Origin of the sequence: Deinococcus arboris, assembly GCF_009755355.1 — a bacterium.
Lineage (GTDB): Bacteria > Deinococcota > Deinococci > Deinococcales > Deinococcaceae > Deinococcus > Deinococcus betulae.
The window spans coordinates 225437-246446 of sequence record NZ_WQLB01000002.1; the positions used below are offsets into that span (position 1 = coordinate 225437).

16 protein-coding genes are annotated in these 21010 nt (G+C 62.4%); 5 read left to right on the plus strand and 11 right to left on the minus strand.

What is annotated here, in order from left to right:
* Positions 1-94 precede the first annotated feature (94 nt).
* The 6 genes from GO986_RS23170 to GO986_RS02535 form a co-directional block, all read right to left on the minus strand.
* On the minus strand, positions 95-223 hold the full coding sequence (locus tag GO986_RS23170; RefSeq protein WP_255449177.1) for a hypothetical protein: 129 nt from the start codon (positions 221-223) through the stop codon (positions 95-97).
* 12 nt (positions 224-235) lie between these two features.
* Positions 236-364, minus strand: a complete 129-nt coding sequence (locus GO986_RS23175) for a hypothetical protein (protein ID WP_255449178.1) — start codon at positions 362-364, stop codon at positions 236-238.
* A gap of 12 nt (positions 365-376) precedes the next feature.
* Positions 377-508, minus strand: a complete 132-nt coding sequence (locus tag GO986_RS23180; protein ID WP_255449179.1) for a hypothetical protein — start codon at positions 506-508, stop codon at positions 377-379.
* Positions 509-601: 93 nt separating this feature from the next.
* Positions 602-727, minus strand: coding sequence for a hypothetical protein (locus tag GO986_RS23185; protein WP_255449180.1), 126 nt, complete (start codon positions 725-727; stop codon positions 602-604).
* A 261-nt stretch (positions 728-988) separates the two neighbouring features.
* Entirely contained in the window at positions 989-2188 is a 1200-nt protein-coding gene (locus tag GO986_RS02530) for an FAD-dependent oxidoreductase (protein WP_157457632.1), read from the minus strand.
* A 447-nt stretch (positions 2189-2635) separates the two neighbouring features.
* Positions 2636-5455, minus strand: a complete 2820-nt coding sequence (locus tag GO986_RS02535) for an AfsR/SARP family transcriptional regulator (protein ID WP_157457633.1) — start codon at positions 5453-5455, stop codon at positions 2636-2638.
* Between the two features lie 1287 nt (positions 5456-6742).
* Between GO986_RS02535 and GO986_RS02540 the strand changes: the two genes are divergently transcribed.
* Complete coding sequence (locus tag GO986_RS02540; RefSeq protein WP_157457634.1) at positions 6743-10708, plus strand: Ig domain-containing protein; 3966 nt, start codon at positions 6743-6745, stop codon at positions 10706-10708.
* 144 nt (positions 10709-10852) lie between these two features.
* Positions 10853-13249 carry a Hint domain-containing homing endonuclease gene (locus GO986_RS02545; RefSeq protein WP_157457635.1) on the plus strand — a complete coding sequence of 799 codons (2397 nt, stop codon included), beginning with the start codon at positions 10853-10855 and terminating at the stop codon, positions 13247-13249.
* Positions 13250-13446: 197 nt separating this feature from the next.
* Here the strand turns inward: GO986_RS02545 and GO986_RS02550 are convergent, their stop codons facing one another.
* The 3 genes from GO986_RS02550 to GO986_RS02560 form a co-directional block, all read right to left on the minus strand.
* Positions 13447-14193 carry a carbonic anhydrase gene (locus tag GO986_RS02550; RefSeq protein ID WP_157457636.1) on the minus strand — a complete coding sequence of 249 codons (747 nt, stop codon included), beginning with the start codon at positions 14191-14193 and terminating at the stop codon, positions 13447-13449.
* 436 nt (positions 14194-14629) lie between these two features.
* On the minus strand, positions 14630-15523 hold the full coding sequence (locus GO986_RS02555) for a DUF3103 family protein (RefSeq protein ID WP_198170360.1): 894 nt from the start codon (positions 15521-15523) through the stop codon (positions 14630-14632).
* 476 nt (positions 15524-15999) lie between these two features.
* Entirely contained in the window at positions 16000-17127 is a 1128-nt protein-coding gene (locus tag GO986_RS02560) for an epoxide hydrolase family protein (RefSeq protein ID WP_198170361.1), read from the minus strand.
* Between the two features lie 97 nt (positions 17128-17224).
* Between GO986_RS02560 and GO986_RS02565 the strand changes: the two genes are divergently transcribed.
* The gene (locus GO986_RS02565; protein ID WP_157457639.1) at positions 17225-17761 is read left to right on the plus strand and encodes a CGNR zinc finger domain-containing protein; all 537 of its coding nucleotides are present in this window, start codon (positions 17225-17227) and stop codon (positions 17759-17761) included.
* Here the strand turns inward: GO986_RS02565 and GO986_RS02570 are convergent.
* Positions 17758-18363 (minus strand): TetR/AcrR family transcriptional regulator, encoded by a 606-nt coding sequence (locus GO986_RS02570; protein WP_157457640.1) that lies wholly within the window; start codon positions 18361-18363, stop codon positions 17758-17760. The genes GO986_RS02565 and GO986_RS02570 overlap by 4 nt on opposite strands.
* A gap of 74 nt (positions 18364-18437) precedes the next feature.
* On the opposite strand from GO986_RS02570, the gene GO986_RS02575 reads away from it, so the two are divergent.
* The gene (locus GO986_RS02575) at positions 18438-18842 is read left to right on the plus strand and encodes a VOC family protein (RefSeq protein ID WP_157457641.1); all 405 of its coding nucleotides are present in this window, start codon (positions 18438-18440) and stop codon (positions 18840-18842) included.
* Between the two features lie 383 nt (positions 18843-19225).
* Entirely contained in the window at positions 19226-19984 is a 759-nt protein-coding gene (locus GO986_RS02580) for an SDR family oxidoreductase (protein ID WP_157457642.1), read from the plus strand.
* 22 nt (positions 19985-20006) lie between these two features.
* Here the strand turns inward: GO986_RS02580 and GO986_RS02585 are convergent, their stop codons facing one another.
* Positions 20007-20558 (minus strand): dihydrofolate reductase family protein, encoded by a 552-nt coding sequence (locus GO986_RS02585; protein WP_157457643.1) that lies wholly within the window; start codon positions 20556-20558, stop codon positions 20007-20009.
* Between the last annotated feature and the right edge of the window lie 452 nt (positions 20559-21010).

Consider the following 21010-nt stretch of genomic DNA (forward strand, 5'->3'; position numbering starts at 1 on the left):
GTCACGCGCACGGTACGCAGGCCAGAGAGAAAGCACGGAGAAACAAAGGGAGCCGCCCCCAGGCTAGACCTGGGGGCGGCTCTCGGGGCGTGGATTACAGGACTTCGCTGGTCAGCAGGCTGTCGAAAGCAGGCTGCTCGTCGTTGGCGATAATCAGGACGTAACCGGTCAGGGCCAGGACGGCCACGCCATCGAGTTCGTTCTGCACAGTGAAGTTGTTCATGTCAGGTCTCCTTTATTTAATGTCAGCCGCGATCAGGCTGTCGAAAGCGGGCTGCTCGTCGTTGGCGATGATCAGGACGTAACCGGTTAGGGCCAGGACGGCCACGCCGTCGAGTTCGTTCTGCACAGTGAAGTTGTTCATGTCAGGTCTCCTTTATTTGACGTCAGCCGCGATCAGGCTGTCGAAAGCGGGCTGCTCATCGTTGGCGATAATCAGGACGTAACCGGTCAGGGCCAGGACGGCCACGCCGTCGAGTTCGTTCTGCACAGTGAAGTGGTTGTTCATGTCAATCCTCCTGAAGGGTGAGAGCAGACGCCTGCGGGCCCAGATCAAGGTCCAGAGGCAGGAAGGTGTGGACGTACGGCAAAGAGGCCATCATCAGTCGACTGTGCTTTCCAGGAAGCCCTGGAATCCTTCCGAAGCGGTGGTGTCGTTCGGCAGGATGAACCGGAAGCCGGTCAGGACGAAGACAGCGAGCTGGTCAGTGGTGTCTGGTTCCTTCATCAGTATTCCCTCCCTGGGTGCGTTCGGGGTTTGCTGCTGTGGGCTGCGTCCCGTTCGTTGAAATGAGTATGCGGGCCACCCCTTTGCCGCGACTTGACAGTGTTTTTCCAGCTTCTGGCCGGTAGATTGCCGGGACATTACATTGGGTGCTTGTGTCGATAAAGTGGGCAGTAAGTCAGCTGGTCGCTCGGCCGTAGGCGAACATCCTGAGCATTCACCCACGAACTCTCTTGGAGGCCGACTTCTCTCAAACCGGCCTGTCTACCGCCCTTGCTCCAGATGGCGATAGTCACTCAGCTCAATGGGCGGCTTCTTCGAGGTCAGCACCCCGGCCAACCCTTTCGGTGCCGCCGCCAGCACTCTGATCAGGCCATGCCACGCCGCCACACCCAGGCGCGTCTCCGGATTGGCCAGGCGGGGCGTTCCCGGCGGCAGGCGCTGCGCCTGCTCCACATACGGCCGCATCAGCCGTTCATACGCCCTAAGCCCATCACGCACATCCACGTGCGCCGCCACTTCCCCCGCCAGGACATAGGCGCCGGTGAGCGCCAAGCTGGTCCCCATCCCACTGATCGGACTGGCACAGTACGCCGCGTCCCCGACCATCGCCCGCCGTCCCTGTGACCACCGAGGCGCCTTGACCTGGGCCAGCACGTCGAAGTACCAATCGTCTGCCTGTTGAAGGCCGTTCAGGACTCGGTTCGCTTCCCAGCCTGCATCCCTAAACTTCTGTTGGAACAGCTGCTGCTGCTCCTCTTCGGACGGGTGAGGCGCGTTGGCTTTGCCCGAGGTGTAAGACAGCAGCGCGCGAATGGTCCCGTACCGGTCAGGGCGCAGATGGACGGCCCGGCCATGGGTGGTGGTGTACCACTGCCACCAGTTCACATCCGAAGCCTGACGAGGGATCGTCAGGAACAGCATCGTCTGGCCCACGGGCTTGACTTGAGGTTCGTCGCCAAACATGAGGTGACGGGTCTTGGAGTGCAGGCCATCGGCGGCGACCACCAAGTCGAACGTCTGAGCTGGTCCATGCTCAAAGGTCACCGCAACCTGTTGGCCTTCATCGTGAAGGGCCTGAATCCGGTCACCGAAACGGTAGGTGACGTCCTGCGCCGTGGCGTCATACAGGAGCTGCGCCAGGTCCCCGCGGAGGATTTCCAGTTCGGCGGTGGCACTGTCGTCCTCCCCAGGGCGGACCGGAAATTCGGCGACCACCTGACCGTCCTGCCCAATAAAACGGGTGCCGACTTCACCGGTACTGGCGGCGCGCACGGCGGCTTCGAGCCCCATACGGCGAATGACTTCGCGGCCTGGGCCCCGAAGGTCGACGTTGTGACCACCCGTGCGGAGGTTGGGCGCCCGTTCGACGACGGTGACGTCCCAGCCATAACGGTGGAGCCAGTAGGCCAGAGCTGGCCCAGCAATGCTGGCCCCAGCGATTAACACGTGTCTTGGTGTCATGCCTGCAGAGAAGCAAAGACGGGCGGGAGGATCGGCACGCCCGCTTACAGGGCTGGGCAAAAATGGAGGTTTGATAAACATCCCCACGTCGAGATTGGAGGCGTCCACTGCTGGGCAGCAAGGGAGTCGTCTCGGTCAGGTGGCCTGTCAAGCGACGGCGTCTGGACTCCACCAACAGCATTCACCAATAGGAGAAGACAGGCGTTTCACTTCTGGCACGCCTTTCGAGTGCAGCCCGACTTGACCGACGGAATTATCGAGTGCGCTGCGGCAAAGGCCCCACAGTCAACGCCTCCACCGCATCCCTGTGGTGGAGCGTTTCGGCAGAGCCCACTGCGGCACTAGGCCAGTTCCGAAACAGTCAGAAGTTTTCAGAATTGGGTTTGCAGGGCGCTGAAGGCGAGGACCGTTCGGCGCTTTCCCAGCTGGGACGGACGTATATCTGTCTCAGCGTGCGTAGCGTTCGCGTAGGGGGGCCGCTGGACGCGCCGCCAGTTCACGGTCCAGCATGCGGGCATACTCGCGGTAGGTGCCCTGCGCGCCCACCGTGTCCCCCGCCTGTTCGTAAGCGTCCAGCAGGGCCAGATAGGTGGCCTCGTGGAGGGGGTCCAGATGCAGCAGGTGCCGGGCGGTGGCTACCGCTTCGGGCAACTCGGCGCGCGCCATCAGGCGCAGGCCAGCCGCCTGCGCGGCGCCCTGAAGTCGTTCGCGGAAGGCCTCGGCCCACTCCCCTTCCAGGGCGGGCATGAACGGCGCGGCGTGGGCCTGCACGGCGCGGCGCAGCAGGTCCAGGTCGGCGCTGTGTTCAGCGTCCAGAATCAGCGTGGCGTCGCTGTGGACAGTCAGGGCCGGGGCCAGGGCGTACAGGTTCTTTTCAAAGGGCAGTGGGTTAAACGGCAGGTGATCTTCCAGGGCCGCGCGCAGCTTGCGAATGGTGAGCTTGGCGTAATTGACGGCGCGCGTGTCGTTTGACCCGTCCCACAGGTCCCGGATGATGTCGGCCCGGCTCGCCTGGGCCTGCAGCGCCAGATAAGCCAGCAGGTCCGCCGCCCGGCTGAACGGCAGGTGCAGAGGCGCGCCGTTCAGTGTGGCCTGCACACTGCCGCAGGTCTGGAGGTGCAGTGTAAAGCCCTCGGCAGCAGGAAAAGCCGGAGCAGGCTTGATGGGCGGTGCGGGGCCGCGCAGGGTTACGCTGTGGGCGCGGCGCAGATAGCCGGGCAGCGGCACAGAGCCGGACTGTCCATCCAGCAGGGCCAGGTAGGCGCGGCGCAGGTCGCTGTCCGAAGTGTCTTCCTGCCAGAGGGTCCGGGCTTCGTCCAGTTGGCCCTGGGCAAAGGCCAGCACGGCCCGCGTGAAGGTCAGGGCGGCGCGCAGCGGCTGGTCGGTGGGCGGCAGATTGGCGGCGGCGTCATCCAGCGCCTCCTGGGCCGCTGGAAAGTCGCCCAGCTGGGTCAGGGTGTGCGCGTGACCCAGCTGAATCCGGGTAATGAGTGGGCTCAGGTGCCGCTGCCGCGCCGCGCCGAGTGCCTGCGCATAGGCCTGCGCTGCGCCGCCAAACTCTGCGTTCCACAGCAGCACGTCTCCCTGGGTTTCCAGGTACACCACCCGAAGGTCCGGCATGCTGCTGCCAATCAGGTCCAGCGCGCGGCCCACCAGCCCCTGCGCTTCTTCCAGCGCGCCCGCCTGAGCACGCAGCATCGCCAGGTCGTTCAGACAGACGGCAATCTGCTGGTGGCTGTGCATAGACTCGTACAGGTCCAGAGCGCTGCGCAGATGCTGTTCACTCAGCACCGGGTCGCGCAGCTCTTCATAGATGGTGTGCAGCGTGAAGTACGTGCCGGCCCATTCCAGAGGGTGTAGAGCCTGAGAGGTGTCCAGCAGCACGTCGGCACGGGCGGCAGCCTCCTGCGGGCGGCCCAGGCGCAGCAGCGCCGCCACCTCCAGGCGCGCGGCGTCGGCACGCTGCGAGCGTGTCCGTGCGTGCTGGGTGAGCAGCTGCGCGTAATGCAGCTGCATCTGCCGTTCGCCCCGGCGGTGCGCGGCGTGCGCCAGTGCGCGCAGCGCGTCGGGTTCCAGCTCCTGTTCCAGCAGGCTTGCCGCTAACGACTCGCCTTCCTGCACGCGGTCTGTCCGAATAAGGGCCAGTGCCAGCGCGGCGTTCATGGGGGGTGGAAGGGGCTGCCAGCGCCGCAACTGTTCCAGGGTGCTCAGCACAGAGGGGTAGTCAATGCGCCACAGGTACTCACTGCACAGCCGCGTGGCCAGAGTCTGCGCGGGCAGAGCGTGACCCCCGCGTTCGTAGTGCTGCAAAGCCAGCAGCGGCTCTCCGCGCGCCTCGGCCTGCTCCGCCGCCCGGCGGTATAACTGCGCGGCGCGTTCGGGTGTGCGTCCCAGTTCTTCGCGTAGAACGTCCATGACCGCCTGGAGCGGCACAAAGCGGCCTGGTGCCACCGGTGTCATGGGGAGCCCAACATCCTGTGCGGCCTCTATCCAGCCGTCTGGAAGTGACAGCTGCGCGTCTCGGGCGCGGGTCTCGCTCCATTCCTCCAGGGTGGCAGCCTCGGGGAAGGCCGCACGCACCTTGCTGGGCAGGCGAGACAGGAGGTCACGCACCAGATCCAGCGGGGACAGCGTGCCGTGCGCGTTCGCGGCCAGCAGCGCCAGTCCGGCGGGCCAGCCGCTCAGGCCGCGCGTCTCTACCAGATCGGGCACGTACGCGCCGCGCCGCTCGAAGTACGCCTGCGTCTCCTGCGGCGTAAAGCGCAACTGGTCCCCGCTAATCAGAAGCGTCCGCTCGGCCATGAACGCCGTCGGCAGAGGCAAATCCGGGCGGCGCGGCGCGGCGGCCAGCACACGGTGCCCTTCATGCAGGTCCTGCACGAATTCCGCCAACCAGCGCAGGGTATTGACATGGGCCAGGTGCAGATGATCCAGGGTGAGCAGCACGTGGTCGTCCAGTGCGTTCAGGGCGCGGGCACAGCTGCGGGGGTCTATAAATTCGCGGGGCCCATCGGGCAGGTGCGCTTCTGGTATTGCCTCCCGCAGCGTGTGCAGAAAACGGGTGTTGAAAATGGCGGGATCGCCGTCATCTGGGCTCAAGCTCAGCCATGCAGAGCGGCGTCCTCCCTGCCGGGCAGACTGCGCCATCAGCGTGGTCTTGCCGAAGCCAGACGGCGCAATCAGCAGCACCAGGCTCTCTTCACTGCGCTCAATACGGTCCAGGAGATGCGTGCGGCGAAGTTCATGACGCAGGGGGCGTGGAATCATCACAGCACTCCAGGGAGCAGGCACAAAGAGAATGAGGTTCCCACCAAGAAGATGAGGGAGATGACCCAGTATACATGTGGCTCAGGCCACAGGTCAGCAGATCTAAAAGCCTGTCCAGTACGAGGAAACGAGCGAGCCGCCTGAATTCATTCTCCAGGCGATTGTGCTGTTTCTCCCAGTTTTCTCCGAGCGGTTTTTACGCTGTGCTCACTTAGATCACAGGAGGAACACCCATGCGCACCCTCATCATCGTTTTGCTCGCCCTTGTGAATACCTCTGTTGCCTCAGCTGAAGGGACACCCAATTCCAATACGCTCCAGGGCGGCGTGGGCATCATTCTGCCTATTCCCCTCCCGATTGGTGGTTGCCTACAGCCAGGGCAACCGGTTCCGCCCAGCTGACCAGCAAGCGGTGCTCTGTTGCACCTGGTATGCGACTGTCACTCTCTTACACCGATTTGTGAATCGACTCTCTTCGGTGCGCTTGATGACAAGCGCACCGAAGACTGCTGTGAGGCTCTGGACGCTGCCTCCACATTGCCCTTCAGGAACAGCAATGGGCTTGCTCGCTCCTGCAGAAGGAAAGTGGAGTTGGGGCGCTGCCGGTTGGAGCAAGCCTCATCAATTCAGACACAGCCCGGCGAGCAACGTCTTCGTTCTTGATGGCGAGATCATCCAACAGCTCTCCCCAAGCGCTTAAAGGTCCTTTCAGAACGGCAGTTTTTAAATTCACACTCCCCTTTTCCCAACCCGTAGTCAGGCATGTGGCTGGCAAAACAACGCGGATGCCCAGCTCTCGTGGGTGGCGCCAAGGAGACAGCTGCCGCGCCGCCTGTTTCACGGCACTTTGGGTTTCTGCAGGTCGCCCTGATGGCCTCTCTTACCGTCGAGGCTTATCTCTATCTGCGCCAAATTTGATGCTGAGTGCTTGGCACCACGTTGTCCTACGCCGGCAGCTTTAGAGCGCCGGCGTTAACGCGCGGATAACGCCCAAACTCAACAATGAAACTGTCCAGGCCAGCTGACCCGCCCACAGGCGCGCCGCTCGCCTTGGGCAACGCCATTCTTTCCGTCTTGCTCTGCTTTTTCCCCTGGAGTGTGCCACTTGCCTGAAGAGCTTCCAGCTGTGAACTAAGGTCTCCGCAGGATCAGCCGGGCCTCAGCGGTTCCGGCCGACCTACAGGTCACCACGGCGCCGCCTCGTTGCGGGGTCGCAGCGCCGTGAGCACCTGCTTCTAAGTTGAGCCTTGCCCCGCAATCTGGCACAGACGTGCCAGAGGAGCTTCTCATGACTGCACTCACTGACCGTTCGGCTGCGGCCCGGCCCACCCACCTCGCCACGCCTCTGCCCCGAACAGACCGCACTGAGGCGCACCTGTTCACGTTGAGCCGCATGAACACCTTTGACAACGGCGCGGGACCACTGCCGGGACAGGTCACCTTGCTGCGGCCCGATGTCCACGATCCTTCGCAAGATCAGCTCTTCTTGGATCAACTGCTGCTCCCGCGCGATGCCTGGCGCTACGACAGTCACGACCGGCGGCTGAGTTGGCGGGGCGCCTTCGGCGGCGGCCAGCTGACGCTCACCACTGGCCGGGGCGGCACGGGGGTCATTGGCCCAGTGGACGCCCCTATCAACGTGGACGCTTCGTCCACAGCCAACTTTCTGTGCGACATGGCCCTCAACACCGGCGCCACCTATGAAACCAGCGGCGGCACCGTCGTGGGGTTCAACTGGGACCCCACCTCACCCGCGTGGGTCAATGCCGACTGGGTGAAGGGCCGGCTCAACCTCAGCTACACCGTGACCACCGGGGGGCCGTTTCAGCCACCAACCATCACCTTCACCTTCACGGACAACCAGACCGAAGACGTGCCGTGGTCTCCTGGCCTGGGCACCTTCGCCTCAACGCTTCAGCTGGGCAATCGGCACGGGCTGACTGTCTGGGACCTCACCTTCAAATCGAATGTGCCTCCGCAAGATGACCAGGGCGAGCCGTTTACCGGCCCAGACAGTGTGTATCCGTACTGGATGCAGGTGGTGGAAGACGCCGCCGCCAGCGCGCTGGACGGCGTCATGATGATCGACAATCTGGCCCCGCAAGGCACTCTGGTGGGGATGCGGGGGGTCCGGCAAAACGCGCGGATCACCGGCTATTACCAGGCAGCCGAGGGCCAGGCGCCGTTCGGCATTTTCAATGGACAGTTGATGGTAGACGGACAACCGGTGCCTGGGGCCGCCGTCCGTGGTGACACCTTGTTTTGGGACACCCTGCCTGCCGATTTGCGGGGGCGCCTGGGCCTGGCGGCGCAGGGTCAGGCCACCTTTGAGGCGGATGGTTCGCTGGCCGACGCCGGGCAGGGCCAGATGCTGCGGCGACTGAGCGGCAATCACGCACTGGCGACCCTTAAAGCCCATGAGGACCTGCATCCCGCCTTGACCGCGCGGCACGCTGAGGCAACAGACGCCCTGTACAGCAGCACCCTGGACATTTACGGCCTGCTGGCGATGAACCCCTTCGTTCAGAATAGTCAGGGGCAGTGGGGGGACGCGGTTCAGGCCGCTGTTACCAACGACCTGAGCAACATCATGAACAGCTTTATTCCGGCTGACATGTGGAAATTACTATTTCCCCAGCAGCCGCAGCCGTCACTGACTGGAGAGCTGGCGGTGGTGGCCAATTCGCCGGTTGAGGGCGTCGCTGACCCGAAAGCCTGGTATCAGTCGCTGGCAACGGCAGTGATGACCTCAGGTATGTCCGGCGGCTCCGACGTGAACTGCAACAATATGAACGGCCCACGCGCTGATCAGTGGCTCAAATCGCAGGTGGGTACCTCCAAGGTGTACTACACGCACAGCCAGCTGCTCTTCACCTACGAATGGCAGCAGCGTTTTCCCCTGACGGCCCAGTACCTGACCGATCAGCAGACCAATGCGGGCACCTACAGTCCACAGATTGACGCGCAGATTGCCCAGAGCGTCAACGACATCAACACCAACGTGGTGGCCGACGCCACCGACCCGGACCTGAAAACCAAGCTGATTACCGAGGTGACGGCGGTTGGGGCCTATGCCAAGACCAATTCTCTGTACTGGGCGTTCGCCTTTTACAGCTACAACACCACGCCGGCGGTCCTGGCCAACATCGCGCTGCAAATGGGCATCAACACGGGGTCCAGCGACGGCACGACATTGTCCCGGCTCTTTCAGCAGAACGTGGCTGTGCTGACCGCGCTGGATCCCAGCGGCTACTTCGCGCAGCAGTACACCACCACTATCAACACCTTCATGGCGACGAACATCTTGCCCAGCATGTTCGGCTTTACTGGCGACGCCCAGAGTTTCGATCTCATCAAGCAGTATCTCCAGTACTTCGTGACGCAGAACCTCAACAACGAAGATCAGCAGATCGCTCAGGCGGCCGCGCAGATCAGCGCCATCTTGCAAGATGAGGACGCCGACAAGATGCTGCACGATTCGCTTGAGGCGCTGCGCGACTTCTCGGGTGCCATTCAGGACGCCCTCGCGCTGCCCTTCATCGCCAACCGTTTCGTCAAGTGGTTCACGGCCAAGTTCCCTAGATTCTCGTCCGTCTCCAATCTGTTCGGTTCCCTGCTGATCGGCGGAATCACTGGCCTGGCCGTGTTCAACCTCGTGACCACGTTCAAGCAGTGGAACAAACTGACCGACGCCCAAAAAGCTCAGGTCGTGATCGAGGCCTCACAGATTGGGCTCCAGATCGTGGCAGCTGTGGTCAAGCGGGGGGTCCGCATTTACGCGATCTACAGCGTCGAAGGCATGACCCGCGCGCAGCGGGCCGCCGCCGTCAGCAAGATCATCACAGTAGGAGAAGACTCCGCGCTGGACCAGGGGCTGGTCCGAATCGGCAACTCGGCTGCCCGCTGGCTGGCCGATACCGAAGGAACCATTGGCAAACTGGCGGTGGTGGATCAAGGGGTCGTGACTGCCGTACTGGTCAACAGCGCCGAGACGGCAGCGGAACAGGCGGGCTGGGTCGGGAAGGTCTTCGGCCGAAACCTGGACGAGTTTATTGCAACCCGCGTTGGGCCCCTGTTCATCCTGGCGGGCATCGGGTTCAGCATCTACCAGATCAGCCAAGGTGAGAAAGGCATTCAACTGGCGAGCGACATCATCAATATTGTCAGCGGCTCTTTGATGTTGTTCGGCACCCTGGGGGGATGGGCCGTTTCAGGAGGCCTGATCGCGGCGGACGGGTTTATGGCCGGTCTCATCTCAGTGGCTGGTCCTCTGGCTGTGCTGCTGGCGCTGGCGGGGGTGGGGCTGATGATTTACGAGTTGACCCAGACGCCGCCAGACCCCGTTGAGGAGTTTGTGAAGAAGTATGTCCAACCTGCTGGCTTCTACGTGGCCGGCAAGGCGAGCAGCGTGGATTACGTGACGCAGTACATCAACCCGGATCAGAAGAACCTGCTGATGATCGGCTGCACCCTGGGCGCTGGCACCTCTGTTCTCTCGGCCAACCCGCAGGGCACCATCGGCGTGGGCGCGGCCACAGCCCTCCCCGACTGCGTGTGGCAAGTTACCACCGACGCGCAGGGCCTGAGTCAGATCATCACGCTGATTCAGCCTGATTCGAAGAGTGCGCCGGTTGCGGGCTTCCTCAGTCTGCTGGATGACCAGACAGTCGCGTTCCGTCCGCAGATGGCCAAGGCGGCCAACCCGCCACAGGGCCTCCTGGCAGACGAGCCAAAAGTCACGAGCCAGACCTGGCTGAGCACGCCCAGCGGCACCGCCACCCTGACGAGCGACGGCAAGAATCTGGCGGCCCTCAACCTGACCTGGCAGGCCGTCCTGCCGGACGCGAAGGGCAACTACGCACCGGCCCAGGCGGCTGGCTTCCTGCTGCAGACTGCCAGCGGCGTCACCTACCAGGCGGGCAGCGGCTCCACCTTCACCCTGCGGATGTCGGGGATGGCGCCAAATTACATGAAGATGGTCGATGTCAACTTCATTCTGAACAGTACGCCGTCCACCCAGCAGAGTTTTGGGCCGGCCTACGGGGTCTATCCAAGTACGCCCGCCACCTTCGCCCTGAGCCCTCAGGCGCCCAGCTTCCTGACGTTTGGGACGACGACCGGCGCGCTGGTGCCGACGGGTCAGTCCGCCACACCAGCGTCCAGCGGCACCTACACCGTGACCGCCCAGAACGCCCTCGGCACCGCCCAGACCACCTTCACCCTCAGCGTGGCTGCACCGACTCCACCCGCCTGACCAGCACGCCCCTGCCAGGAGCATGTCCTTCTGGCAGGGGCGTCTGCCCGAACTGCGTTTCACAACGCCAGGCGTCAACAGCAGGTTACCGCTGAGGCCAGACATGCGCCTCAGCAGGCCTCCCCAGCCTTCAGGAGAGAATGAATGAGTACCTACCCTCAGCTGCAGGCCCAGTTCGCTCAGGCCATGACCAGCAGTCTTGACAACAGCGCTGCCCTGGCACTGACCGACGACCCCGTACTCACCCAGGTCACCGCGCTCGTCAATGCCCTCCCGTACTACGGCGACATGACCATTGAACAGGTGCACCGCAGCGCCCTCGCCACCCTGCTGGAAGTCAATATGCCCAATCCCGGCATCGCGCCTCATCCCAGCGACAGCGGCTTCGGCTATTACACCAGTTATTCGTACAATGGAAACTTCAGTGGCTACCAGAATGCCTTCTATAGCGGCGTGGCCCTGTCAGCGACGGCCAATGCGGTGGCCACCCAGGTCCAGGCGGCCAGTGGCAACCTGAACAACCAGTGGTGGGGCAATTTTGGCGTCACTGTGCTAACGGACGCGGTTCGGCTGGCCGTCTCTCCCTCGCTGGATACCGGCAAACTCAGCACCGATCTCAGTAGCGACAATGCCGCGCTGCTGCCTGCGCTGTCAGCCAGCTACCTGGGCGTGTTTTCCACCGGCTTCTCACCGACCGCTGCGGTGGTCTCGGCCGTGCTGGGTGCGGGTCAGGGAAGCGCAGCGGTGAGCCTGCTGAGCGACGCGGCAGTCAAAGGGCAGTTCACCAGCAACATCAATCAGGCGGTGGCCATGGGGGGCGACAGCACCAACGCCGCCGTCTGGTTTCTGTTCAATTTGTGGATCAGCCTCAAGGCGCTGGGCGCGCCCAACGTGGATGACATTATCCAGCGGAGTGCCGCCGGCGGGCTCACGGTGCCGGCTCAGGTGGGTCCCGGCGTCTGGTGGAGTGGTGGGTACACCAGCTGGTTTGCTGCACTCAGCGGCAGTGACGTGAGCGCTCAGGCGGCCGGAACCATTGCCGCCGACCTGCCAGAAACCGAGATGACCGCCGTCGCTTCCGATCCCCCGGTCGTCCCTATCCCCTTTTCCACCTCAGAGCCTCATGGGTACGCCACCAGCCTGTGCAACTGGGGGGCACTCAACTGGTACAACCCGCCGCCCAGCAGCTGTTTCGGACGGGGGACCCTGGTATTGATGGCCGACGGCGCTGCACAGGCGATTGAGACTCTTGCCATCGGAGACGAGGTTCTGTCCAGTCAGGGGCCTCGCCGGGTGGTTCTGGTCGAAAGCCCTCTGCGTCAGGGCCGGGCCCTCTACCAGCTGAACGGGCTGGAGGTCTTTGTCACCTCCGCCCATCCTTTCCGTTGTGCAATCAGCGGGGCGGGGCTGGCTCCAGCACTGGCTGCGGTCGATCCCTGGGCGCTGATGGACTCTTTGCCGGACCGGATCAGAGACGGGGTAACCGCCCTGCGCCCTGGCAGTCGTCTGCAGGGCTGGCAGCAAGGTGAAACCGAAGTGGAGGTGACACAACTCACGGCTCTTCAGGGCGACGACGCCGAAGAGCGCGTCTATGATCTGCTGCTGGAGCGCTGGACGGAAGATAAGCCGGCCTACTATGTAGGCGGTCCAGACACGTTTCTGGCTGCCGAATCGGAAACAGCAGACCCCAGTTTTGACCTCGCCTGCACGGTGGCGGTCGCCAGCGCCCTTCAAGGCATGATCGGCAGTACCCACGCTGAAGTGGCAACGGTCCGCCAGGTGGCTGAAGCCTTAAGTCAGCTCCGCTTGCCGCCGTCAGAGGACGCCTCAGCTGTCCTGGCTGTGCCGGCGACCCTGCCAGCCGTGCCCGATGTCAACTTTTATTTGCGAGAAGGTCGGTGGGACGAGCAGGCCTCCATGCTGGAAGCCCAGTTAATCCGTCAACATGCCCGGACCATACGCCGCCGTCTGTCCAGGCCAGCCCTGACAGGCAGTGGCAGGAGTGACACCTCCGCTGGCCTCATCGTGCGGGACCTTGAACTGCTGGGCGACTCCGGGCTTCCTCCACAAGTCAACTCGACCCTGGAGTTCCGTCTGCGGGGCGCTGGACTGCAAAGCAGGCAGGAAGGTGACCGGGTGTTTGCGCTCCCCCTGGGCCAGGGCGAAAAGACGCGCTGGCTGCTGCTGCTTGATCAGCTGATCGACTTCAAGGTGGCCGGCGGGAGCGGCGGCCCGGCGGCCCTGGTGGGGACCCTGAGCGCTGAGACACTTGTGATCGGCCACTTCCGGTTCAACCTGGAACTGCAGGCGACCCAGGGCGTCCAGGAACACTTCCTCTTCTCCCCCGAGGGCGTCATCGTAGGCCGCCTCGCGGTGGAAGAGGTGACGCTGCACCCATCGGGACCAGAGGTGTCCTCTGCTGAAGCGCCGGGCGTAGGTCAGCAGATGGCCAGGGCCGTGCAGACAGGCGAGCACCTGGCAGAACAGTTCCGGCAAGTGGGCGCGCATCGGCTGGCGCGTACCCGAGTTTCTGGCAATTGAATTTGGGCGGGGGCGGTGGCTTCAGCAGGTGGCCCAAGTGTGAGGGCACTTTTAGACCCTGTGATGCCCCGTCAGTTGGCACACTGGGCAGCGCGGGAAGGCCTTTCGGCGCTGCTGTCTTGCCAACTGCGTGGCACCACTTCGCTTACCCCACGCTCCCCTGCTGTCACGTGGTTGCATCCCACCAAGACACTGGCTTACTCCGGTAAGGTGACGCCAAAACTCACTGCGCCGGTGTCCAGATCATAGTGGCCGCCAACAATTTTGAGCTTTCCACGCTCCACGGCCTCAGCAAGGATGGCTGAGCGCTGTAACCGCTGGATGGTCAGGGCTGTGTTGGCCCGCACGACCTGATCCACACGGGCCGCGCCTTCGCCCCTCCCGTAAAGGACTGCTGGGCGAATGGCGGCCACCAGCGTCTCTATGTTGCCGGGAGCCAATGCCCTGCGCTCAACAACGTCCATCGTTGCCGTCACCGCGCCGCAGCGTTCATGTCCCAGCACCACCAGCAGAGGAATCCCCAGTTCAGCAACGCCAAACTCCAGGCTCCCCAGAGCAGCACCATCCAACACATGACCGGCTGTGCGGATCACAAAAAGGTCACCTAGCCCTTCATCGAAGATGAGCTCCGGCGCCTCACGAGAGTCTGAGCAGGCAAAAATAATGGCGTATGGCTGCTGCTTGGCGGCAACCAGCGTCCGGCGTTCGAGGGTATTGTCCGGGTGGGTCATCTGGCCCTGCTGAAACCTCAGGTTGCCCAGCGTCAGCTCGCGGAGTGCCGCGTCTGGGTCCGTGATAGGAGAGCGGGCCAGATTACTCCCCGGCGCCGTTGCTTGTGCCAGCACCGCTGGTTTGAGCCCGAACAGGGTCACCCCGGCAAGCGTCTGGACAGCCCTCTGAATGAATCGGCGACGAACGGGTTGAAGCGTGGCTTTTTCTTTCATGACTTATCCTTGCAGTCAATAGAAATGGAATAGCGGGCGCATTGAGTCAAGCCAGGTAAAAGCGTCCTGGGGGCTGATTTCTTCCTTGACTGACACCTATCTCAGGACAAAGAGATGGGTTTGATGGGGAGGCCCCCGGAGTGCACCAGAAAGTTGAACAGGTGGCCATCACGGCTGAACTGTGTGCGTCAAAGAGCCTTATGCATCAAGTAGGGGGGCCTGACGGCAGACGGAGGCCCTGAATCTTGGCAACCTCACACATTCAGGCTCAATAAGAAAAGTAGACCTGAAGCTCTCTACATATGCACGTAGTACTACCCCTGCCCTTCACACAGCTTCAGCAGAAAAATAATTCGGTCTGGTGCGCGGGTATAGCCCCAAACAATACCTTGGGACTATGCCAGTTGCTGCGTTGACCGGCACCAGGCTGCGTGTATCAGTGGGTGTACTGCTTCAGATTACCGAGGTTCACAGTATTGACAGAGGTACCTTCAAACAGCGATTTACGCATGGTGGTACTGCCTAAAAAGTCATTGCTGTCATCAATCTTGATGCCGAACCCATACCCATTCACAGAGATTTCGAAGTCAAAGTTTGACCCGTCTTTCTCGTACCAGTAGAAGCGCACGTCGCTGCTGGTGCATCCAAAGACCTGAATGGCATCCAGGTAATCTCCCGGTTCCGTGACCATCTTCAGCTGACCGTGCCAGCCAATCCCGGTCCCTTTAACAGCCACCCAGATTTCTGCTTTCCCCTTGGTCCAGGGTTCCATGTCGTCATAGAGGTCCAGCCGCACCAGCTTGACCTGGTAACAACCCTGAGCAGCCATTGCCGCGCTGGGTAAAGGCGCTTCCTTCAGCAGCTGACCGTCGGCGTCTACCCGCTCATTGACGCCCACCACCACCACGGGCGCACTTGGAGGCGTGCGGCCATCAAGTTGATGCGCGCGGCCCTGCGCATCGTAGGCCACCACGGGCGCGTATTCGTCGCCGCCTTCTGGGGCCACGGCCACCCAGGGGATCGTGCGCGCCGGATCCCAGGCCGCGCCGCGTACAGCCACCTGCAAGTTCGGAACCTGAGCGGTGAGCGCCGTCAAGCTCTGCGCGCCGAGTTCGGTGGACAGGGCCTGCGCAAACGTGCGGGACCCGACGGCCTGAGCGGCAAGAGTGCGGTACAGGACTTCCGTATCTCCGTCGAACTGGAGGGCCGTCTGCTGTGCAATCAGAGACCGCATGTTGGGGTCTGTTAGGCCGGCGGCCAGTTGCCGGGCAAAAGTATGTAGCGCCGCGTTGGTCTTTGCCTGGGCCTGTGTTTGCGCAGGCGCGGTCACGACGGCTGTCGGGGCGACTGTGGGCTGACTACACGCCGCAAGGAGGAGGCTGAGTGTCAAGGGAACGGGAAGAAAACGAGACAGCGTCATAAAACCCCCTGGGGTTGCCCCCTGAGTCCGCAGCAACACCTGAAATTGGCTGGCAAGAGCACCATACCCTCTTGAGGCGAGTGGTAGGTCTGTACGCGGTCAGATGAACAAGTCATGAAATCCAGGCTTATGCGCTGGCCTTTTCTTGAAAGCAGGCATAAATGGGCCACAGCGTTTTTGAAGACACTTGAGGTGAAGGACCTCAGAGGCAGGCATCTATCGCAGATTCAGGGCGTGCATGTCGAGAGAGCCTCCATATGGCCATTGAGTGCCGCGCCACCCCTACTGCCAGGGCTTCCCCGAAGATGACCTCTCGCTCGCCTCAGAGGAATGATTCACTGAATCTGGCCTCACCTCACGTCATTCTTGGTTGGGAGGATTGACCATCAGCCCGTTGCCAGCGCCCGGACGAACGCCCGGAAATCCTCGGCGTACACCTCAGGGGCTTCCCATGCTGGAAAATGGCCTCCCCGTGCGGGCCGAGAATACTGCCGGACATCGTAAAACCGCTCCGCCCATTCTCTCGGAGCTGTCACCAGATCGGCGGGCCACATGCACACGGCGGTCGGTACGTTGACGTGATCCTCTGCGGCGAGAGGAGAGCGAAAATGACGGTCATCGAAGTAATAGCGCATGGACGAACCAATCGTTTCCGTGGCCCAGTAAATCATCAGATTGTCAATGAGCAGATCCAGCGGGAAGACCTGCAACACGTCTTCCCCCGCACCGTGGTCGCTCCATAGGGCAAACTTCTCCACGATCCAACTTGCCAGTCCCACCGGACTATCACTCAGCGCAAAGGCGAGGGTCTGGGGCCGGGTGTAATGCACGTGTTCGTAGGCGCCCTCTTCCCGCGCCCACTGGTCGGCCTGCGCCAGGTAGTAGGTTTCCGCTGGTGACAGGGGACGGGACGCCGGGGTCAACGGGGGGTCTGCGACGGCAGACAGGTGAATCCCTGTCACCGCTCGCGGAAACTTCATGGCCAACCGGGTGGCCACACCTGCGCCGATATCAGTCCCAGACGCGAAATACTGGGTATAGCCCAGCTCCTCTGTCATCAGGCGGTGAAAAAGATCTTCTGCCAGGACCTGATGTGGCTGACGAGGCCGGTCGGAGAAGCCAAAGCCAGGCAGGGCGGGCATGATGACGTCAAACGACTCATCGGCAGCGCCTCCAAACGCTTCAGGGTCGGCCAGGCGAGGCGCCAGCCGCTGATACTCCGCGAAACTGGAGGGCCACCCGTTCATAAGCAGCAGGGGCCGAGGGCGCGGTCCCCTCCCCTTCAGCAGAAGGTAGTGAACTCCAAACCCGTCAATCTCGACCCGAAACTGCGGAATGGCATTCAAGCGCTCTTCTGCCGCGTCAAAGTCGTACGAGGTCCGCCAGTGGCCGATCAACGTTCTCAGCACCTCTGGATTCATGCCATAGCGCCAGTCGGCTGTGACGGCGTCGCTCCACCGCACGGCCGCCAGCCGATGCCGAAGATCGGCCCGCAGATCCTGGGAAAACTGCACGCGAAATGGCTCACTCCGCCCCTGACAGCCCTCGCTCAATTCTGTTACCATATAAATATCTTGAGTGGTAACCGCCTATTTGGCAAGGAGGTGGCGTATGCCAGAACACCGTGAAGGCACGCCCGAAAAGTTTCGGGTGTTGGAGTCGTTCCTCTGGCATGACTTTGCTGATGGGACGCCGGACTGGCTTGTCTGGAACCAGCGACTCTGGCCTGAAGTCCCTGAAGCTGAAGTCGCGACCTCCGGTGAAACCGCTCTCCAATTGCACCGCGCCTTGAGAAGCCTCCAGGCGCACAACAATGGCATCGACAGCGGCGCGCCCGACGAGGCTGCTGCACTGCTGAATCAGTTGATTGCGACTCACGGCGTGCGGCCCGCTGTCGGTGCCGAGGGTCAAGTGGCGCTCACGACAGCAGCCCAGGGCAATCCCGCCGCGCGGCTTCTGGTGTTGGCCCTCCAGGCCATGCAACTGGGCGTCTGGCGACGCTTTAAAGTCTGCCGTGACGCCACCTGCGGCGCGTCTTATTTCGATGCGTCGAAAGCGGCAGTGAAAGCCTGGTGTTCCATGGACACCTGTGGCAGTCGGAATAAAATGCGGCGCTACCGAACGCGGCGCTTACAGGAGGGCACCTAAAGCTGTTCATCCTGGGCAGGCGGCCCCAGCATGATCGTCACCAGCTGGGCAATCTGTGAGGCGCTGAGCGCCTGCCGTGAGAACCAGCGCCCGTAGAACAGGGTGCCGAGCAGGCCGGCAGTCAGCAGATCAACATCAGCGGCGTCCGGCAACGCTCCTCGCGTCCTGGCATCTGTCAGGACCATCCGAACAGCCTGAGCGTGACTGTGCTGCAGCTGGCTGTAGACCGCCGCCAGATCAGCGTCGCGCTCGGCTGCGTCCATCACTGAGGGCAGGACAGAGGACCAGCGTGAAGACTGCAGTTGAGCCGCAATAGAGGTCAGAAGCGCCGTGATGTCCTCGTGGAGGTGGCCTGTCGCCGGAACGTCCATGTGGGCGCTCAGGAGGGCGCAGGCGTCGAGGATCAGCGCTGACCGAGTCGGCCAATGCCGGTAGATGGTCGTCTTGGCAATCCCAGAGCGGCGCGCGACCTCATCAATACTCATGCCCCCGAGGCCCTGTTCCGTCAGGAGATCAAGTGTGACTTGCAGAATGGCCGCCCTGGAACGCAAAACTCGGGCGTCCGTCCTGGGGTCTGCTGTGGCTGGGGTTGATCTGGACATGGCTTGCTTTTCCTTTAACGCTACGCTACCGTATCGTAGCGTAAAAGCTGTGGTTTAAAACGAGAGGAGGAAGTATGCAACTGGTTTCCCTGCGCATGATGACGGAGAACGTAGACCGTCTTATTCAATTTTACGAAGCAGTGACAGGTCAGGTCGCCACCCGGTACACGGCAGACTTTGCCGAACTGCGCTGGTCGGCGGTGGCCCTGGCCATCGGCCATCCCAGAACCATGGCTCACATGGGCGCTGAACTGGTGCGTCCAGCGGCCAACCAGAGCGTCATTGTTGAGTTCCTGGTAGACGATGTCGATCAGGTCTTCGAGCGGGTCCGGCAGGTGGCCGAGGTGGTTCAAGAGCCCCTTACGCAGCCCTGGGGCAACCGGTCTCTGCTGTGCCGGGACCCAGACGGCACGCTGCTCAATTTCTTTACCCCTGTGACCGCCGAAGCACGCCAGCGTCAGCAACCCGCAGAGGGCTGACGCGGACAGTGAACTCCGCCGTGCAAGGCTTCGCAGCTCTGTTCCAGCCGTGACGCACATCCTGGCCAGTCACTCCACCTGGATTCACGGCTGAGGCACCAAGAGAATCGAAGCGCGTCAAACCGTGAACGATAGGGGGCGCCGCACCACTGGCAGGAGATTGAGGCTCTGCTCAGTTGGGATGCGGCGCCTCTACTCGGTGGTCACGTTCAGCTCAGCACCAACAGATGGCATACCTGACCGCTGCTCGCACGGCAAGGCTCTACGCCATCAATTGACGTTCAGTCCCTTCTGCACCCCTTTACCTTGGTTTCTTCGCAGTATGTATGGCACTGGCCAGTGCCTTCTTCCACTGGAGGGACTGCGGTTTTACAGTGGCGCCTATGGACATGACTGGGAACACCATCCTGATTACCGGCGGCGGCAGCGGCATTGGCCGCGCCCTCGCCGAGGCCTTTCACCAGCTGGGGAATCAGGTGGTGATTGCTGGTCGCCGTCAAGACGCCCTGGACGCCGTGACGGCGGCCCACCCTGGGATGCGGGGGATTCCCCTTGACCTTGAAAGCGCCCACGGCATTCAGACCTTCGCCGAGCACCTTCTTCAGGAAGTGCCGTCTTTAAACGTGGTCATCCATAACGCTGGCGTCATGATCAACGAAGACCTCAAAGACGGCACCACCGAAGCTGCCGAAACGACGGTTACCACCAACCTGCTCGGTCCCATGCGCCTCACTGCCGCCCTGATCGGGCATCTGCTCGAGCAGCCCCACGCGGCCATCTTGACGGTGACGTCTGGGATTGCCTACTCGCCCTGGGCCCTTACCCCGGCCTACAGCGCCACGAAGGCCGGCCTGCACGCCTACACCCAGACGCTGCGCTACCAGCTTCAGGACACGGCGGTGCAAGTGATTGAGCTGATTCCGCCCTTTACACAGACGGAACTGCAGGGCCCGCAGCAAGCCACAAATCCCCATGCTCTCCCGCTGGCCGACTACATCAGGGAAACGATGCAGATCCTTTCTGAACAGCCAGACGCCGAAGAAGTGGTTATTGAGCGGGTCAAGCTGCAACGGTACGCCGAGCGGCGCGGAGAGTCGGACGCCCTCTTCAAGAGCCGCAACGACGCCGCTTACGGCCGCTGAATAGACCTGCTGGTTCTCTAGCTTAGGCCGGTGGCCGGACGATGTTGTACGTCAAATGCGTGGCGTGGGGCGACTGGACGACACGAACACGTTCCAAGGGAACGCGCTGGCCCAGATGGCCGAACAGCGGCAAGCCTCCACCCAACAGGACGGGCACCAGATGAATCTGTAGGGCGTCCAGCAGTCCAGCTTGGAGACATTGCCGGGCAAGCTCCGCGCCGCCGGCCACGCAGACATCCCGGCGGCCGGCAGCCTCGCGGGCCTGGGCCACGCACCGGTGAAGGCCATCCGTGACAAAGGTGAACGTGGCCCCTCCGCGCGAGATGGTGGGCCGTGGCTGATGCGTCAGGATGAAATGCGGCACATGGTACTCGGTGTCAAAGCCGTCGGGCGCTGTCCCAAACGCCGTATGCCCCAGGATGATCGCCCCGATGCCGTCCAGAAGTTCCCGCTTGATGTCGTCGGCGGCGCCTTGTTCAGCGAAATACCAGTCGTGCAGGCCCCCGTCCTCGCCCTGTGGCCCTGCGATAAAGCCGTCAAGGGACATGGCCAGGTCAAGAAAGACGCGAGACATCAGCGCAGCCTGTGACGACTGAGAGGGTGGAACCATCCATGTGTACGCATCGCATTCTCCTGGTGAGGGCTCGCCGCTGAGTTCTGAGGCCCTCTGCCGTCGCCAAACTAAGCAGACTTGACTGGACGAGGCGCTTCGCCAGCGACCTGATGGAGACCGCGCAGCCATCAGGTCGCTGATTCAGCCGAGGCCAGGTGCAGTACAGCACCTTCAAGAGGACGCTGGCAAGGCAGAACTGGATGTGAAGCTTCATCTGTGAACCCAGTGCAGTTGGCTTTCCTACTGCGCGGTCTACGGACAAGCGAACCCCTTCCTGTCCTGGCAGAACATGCCCGGCTCTCCAATTCATACGGATTCCGTCTGTTCCGTTTACAAACCAGAACAGAACTGGTTTGCAAACTCCACGCCCGGAACCCGCCCTGCTCCTACTCGCTCTGCTCGGATTAAACCGT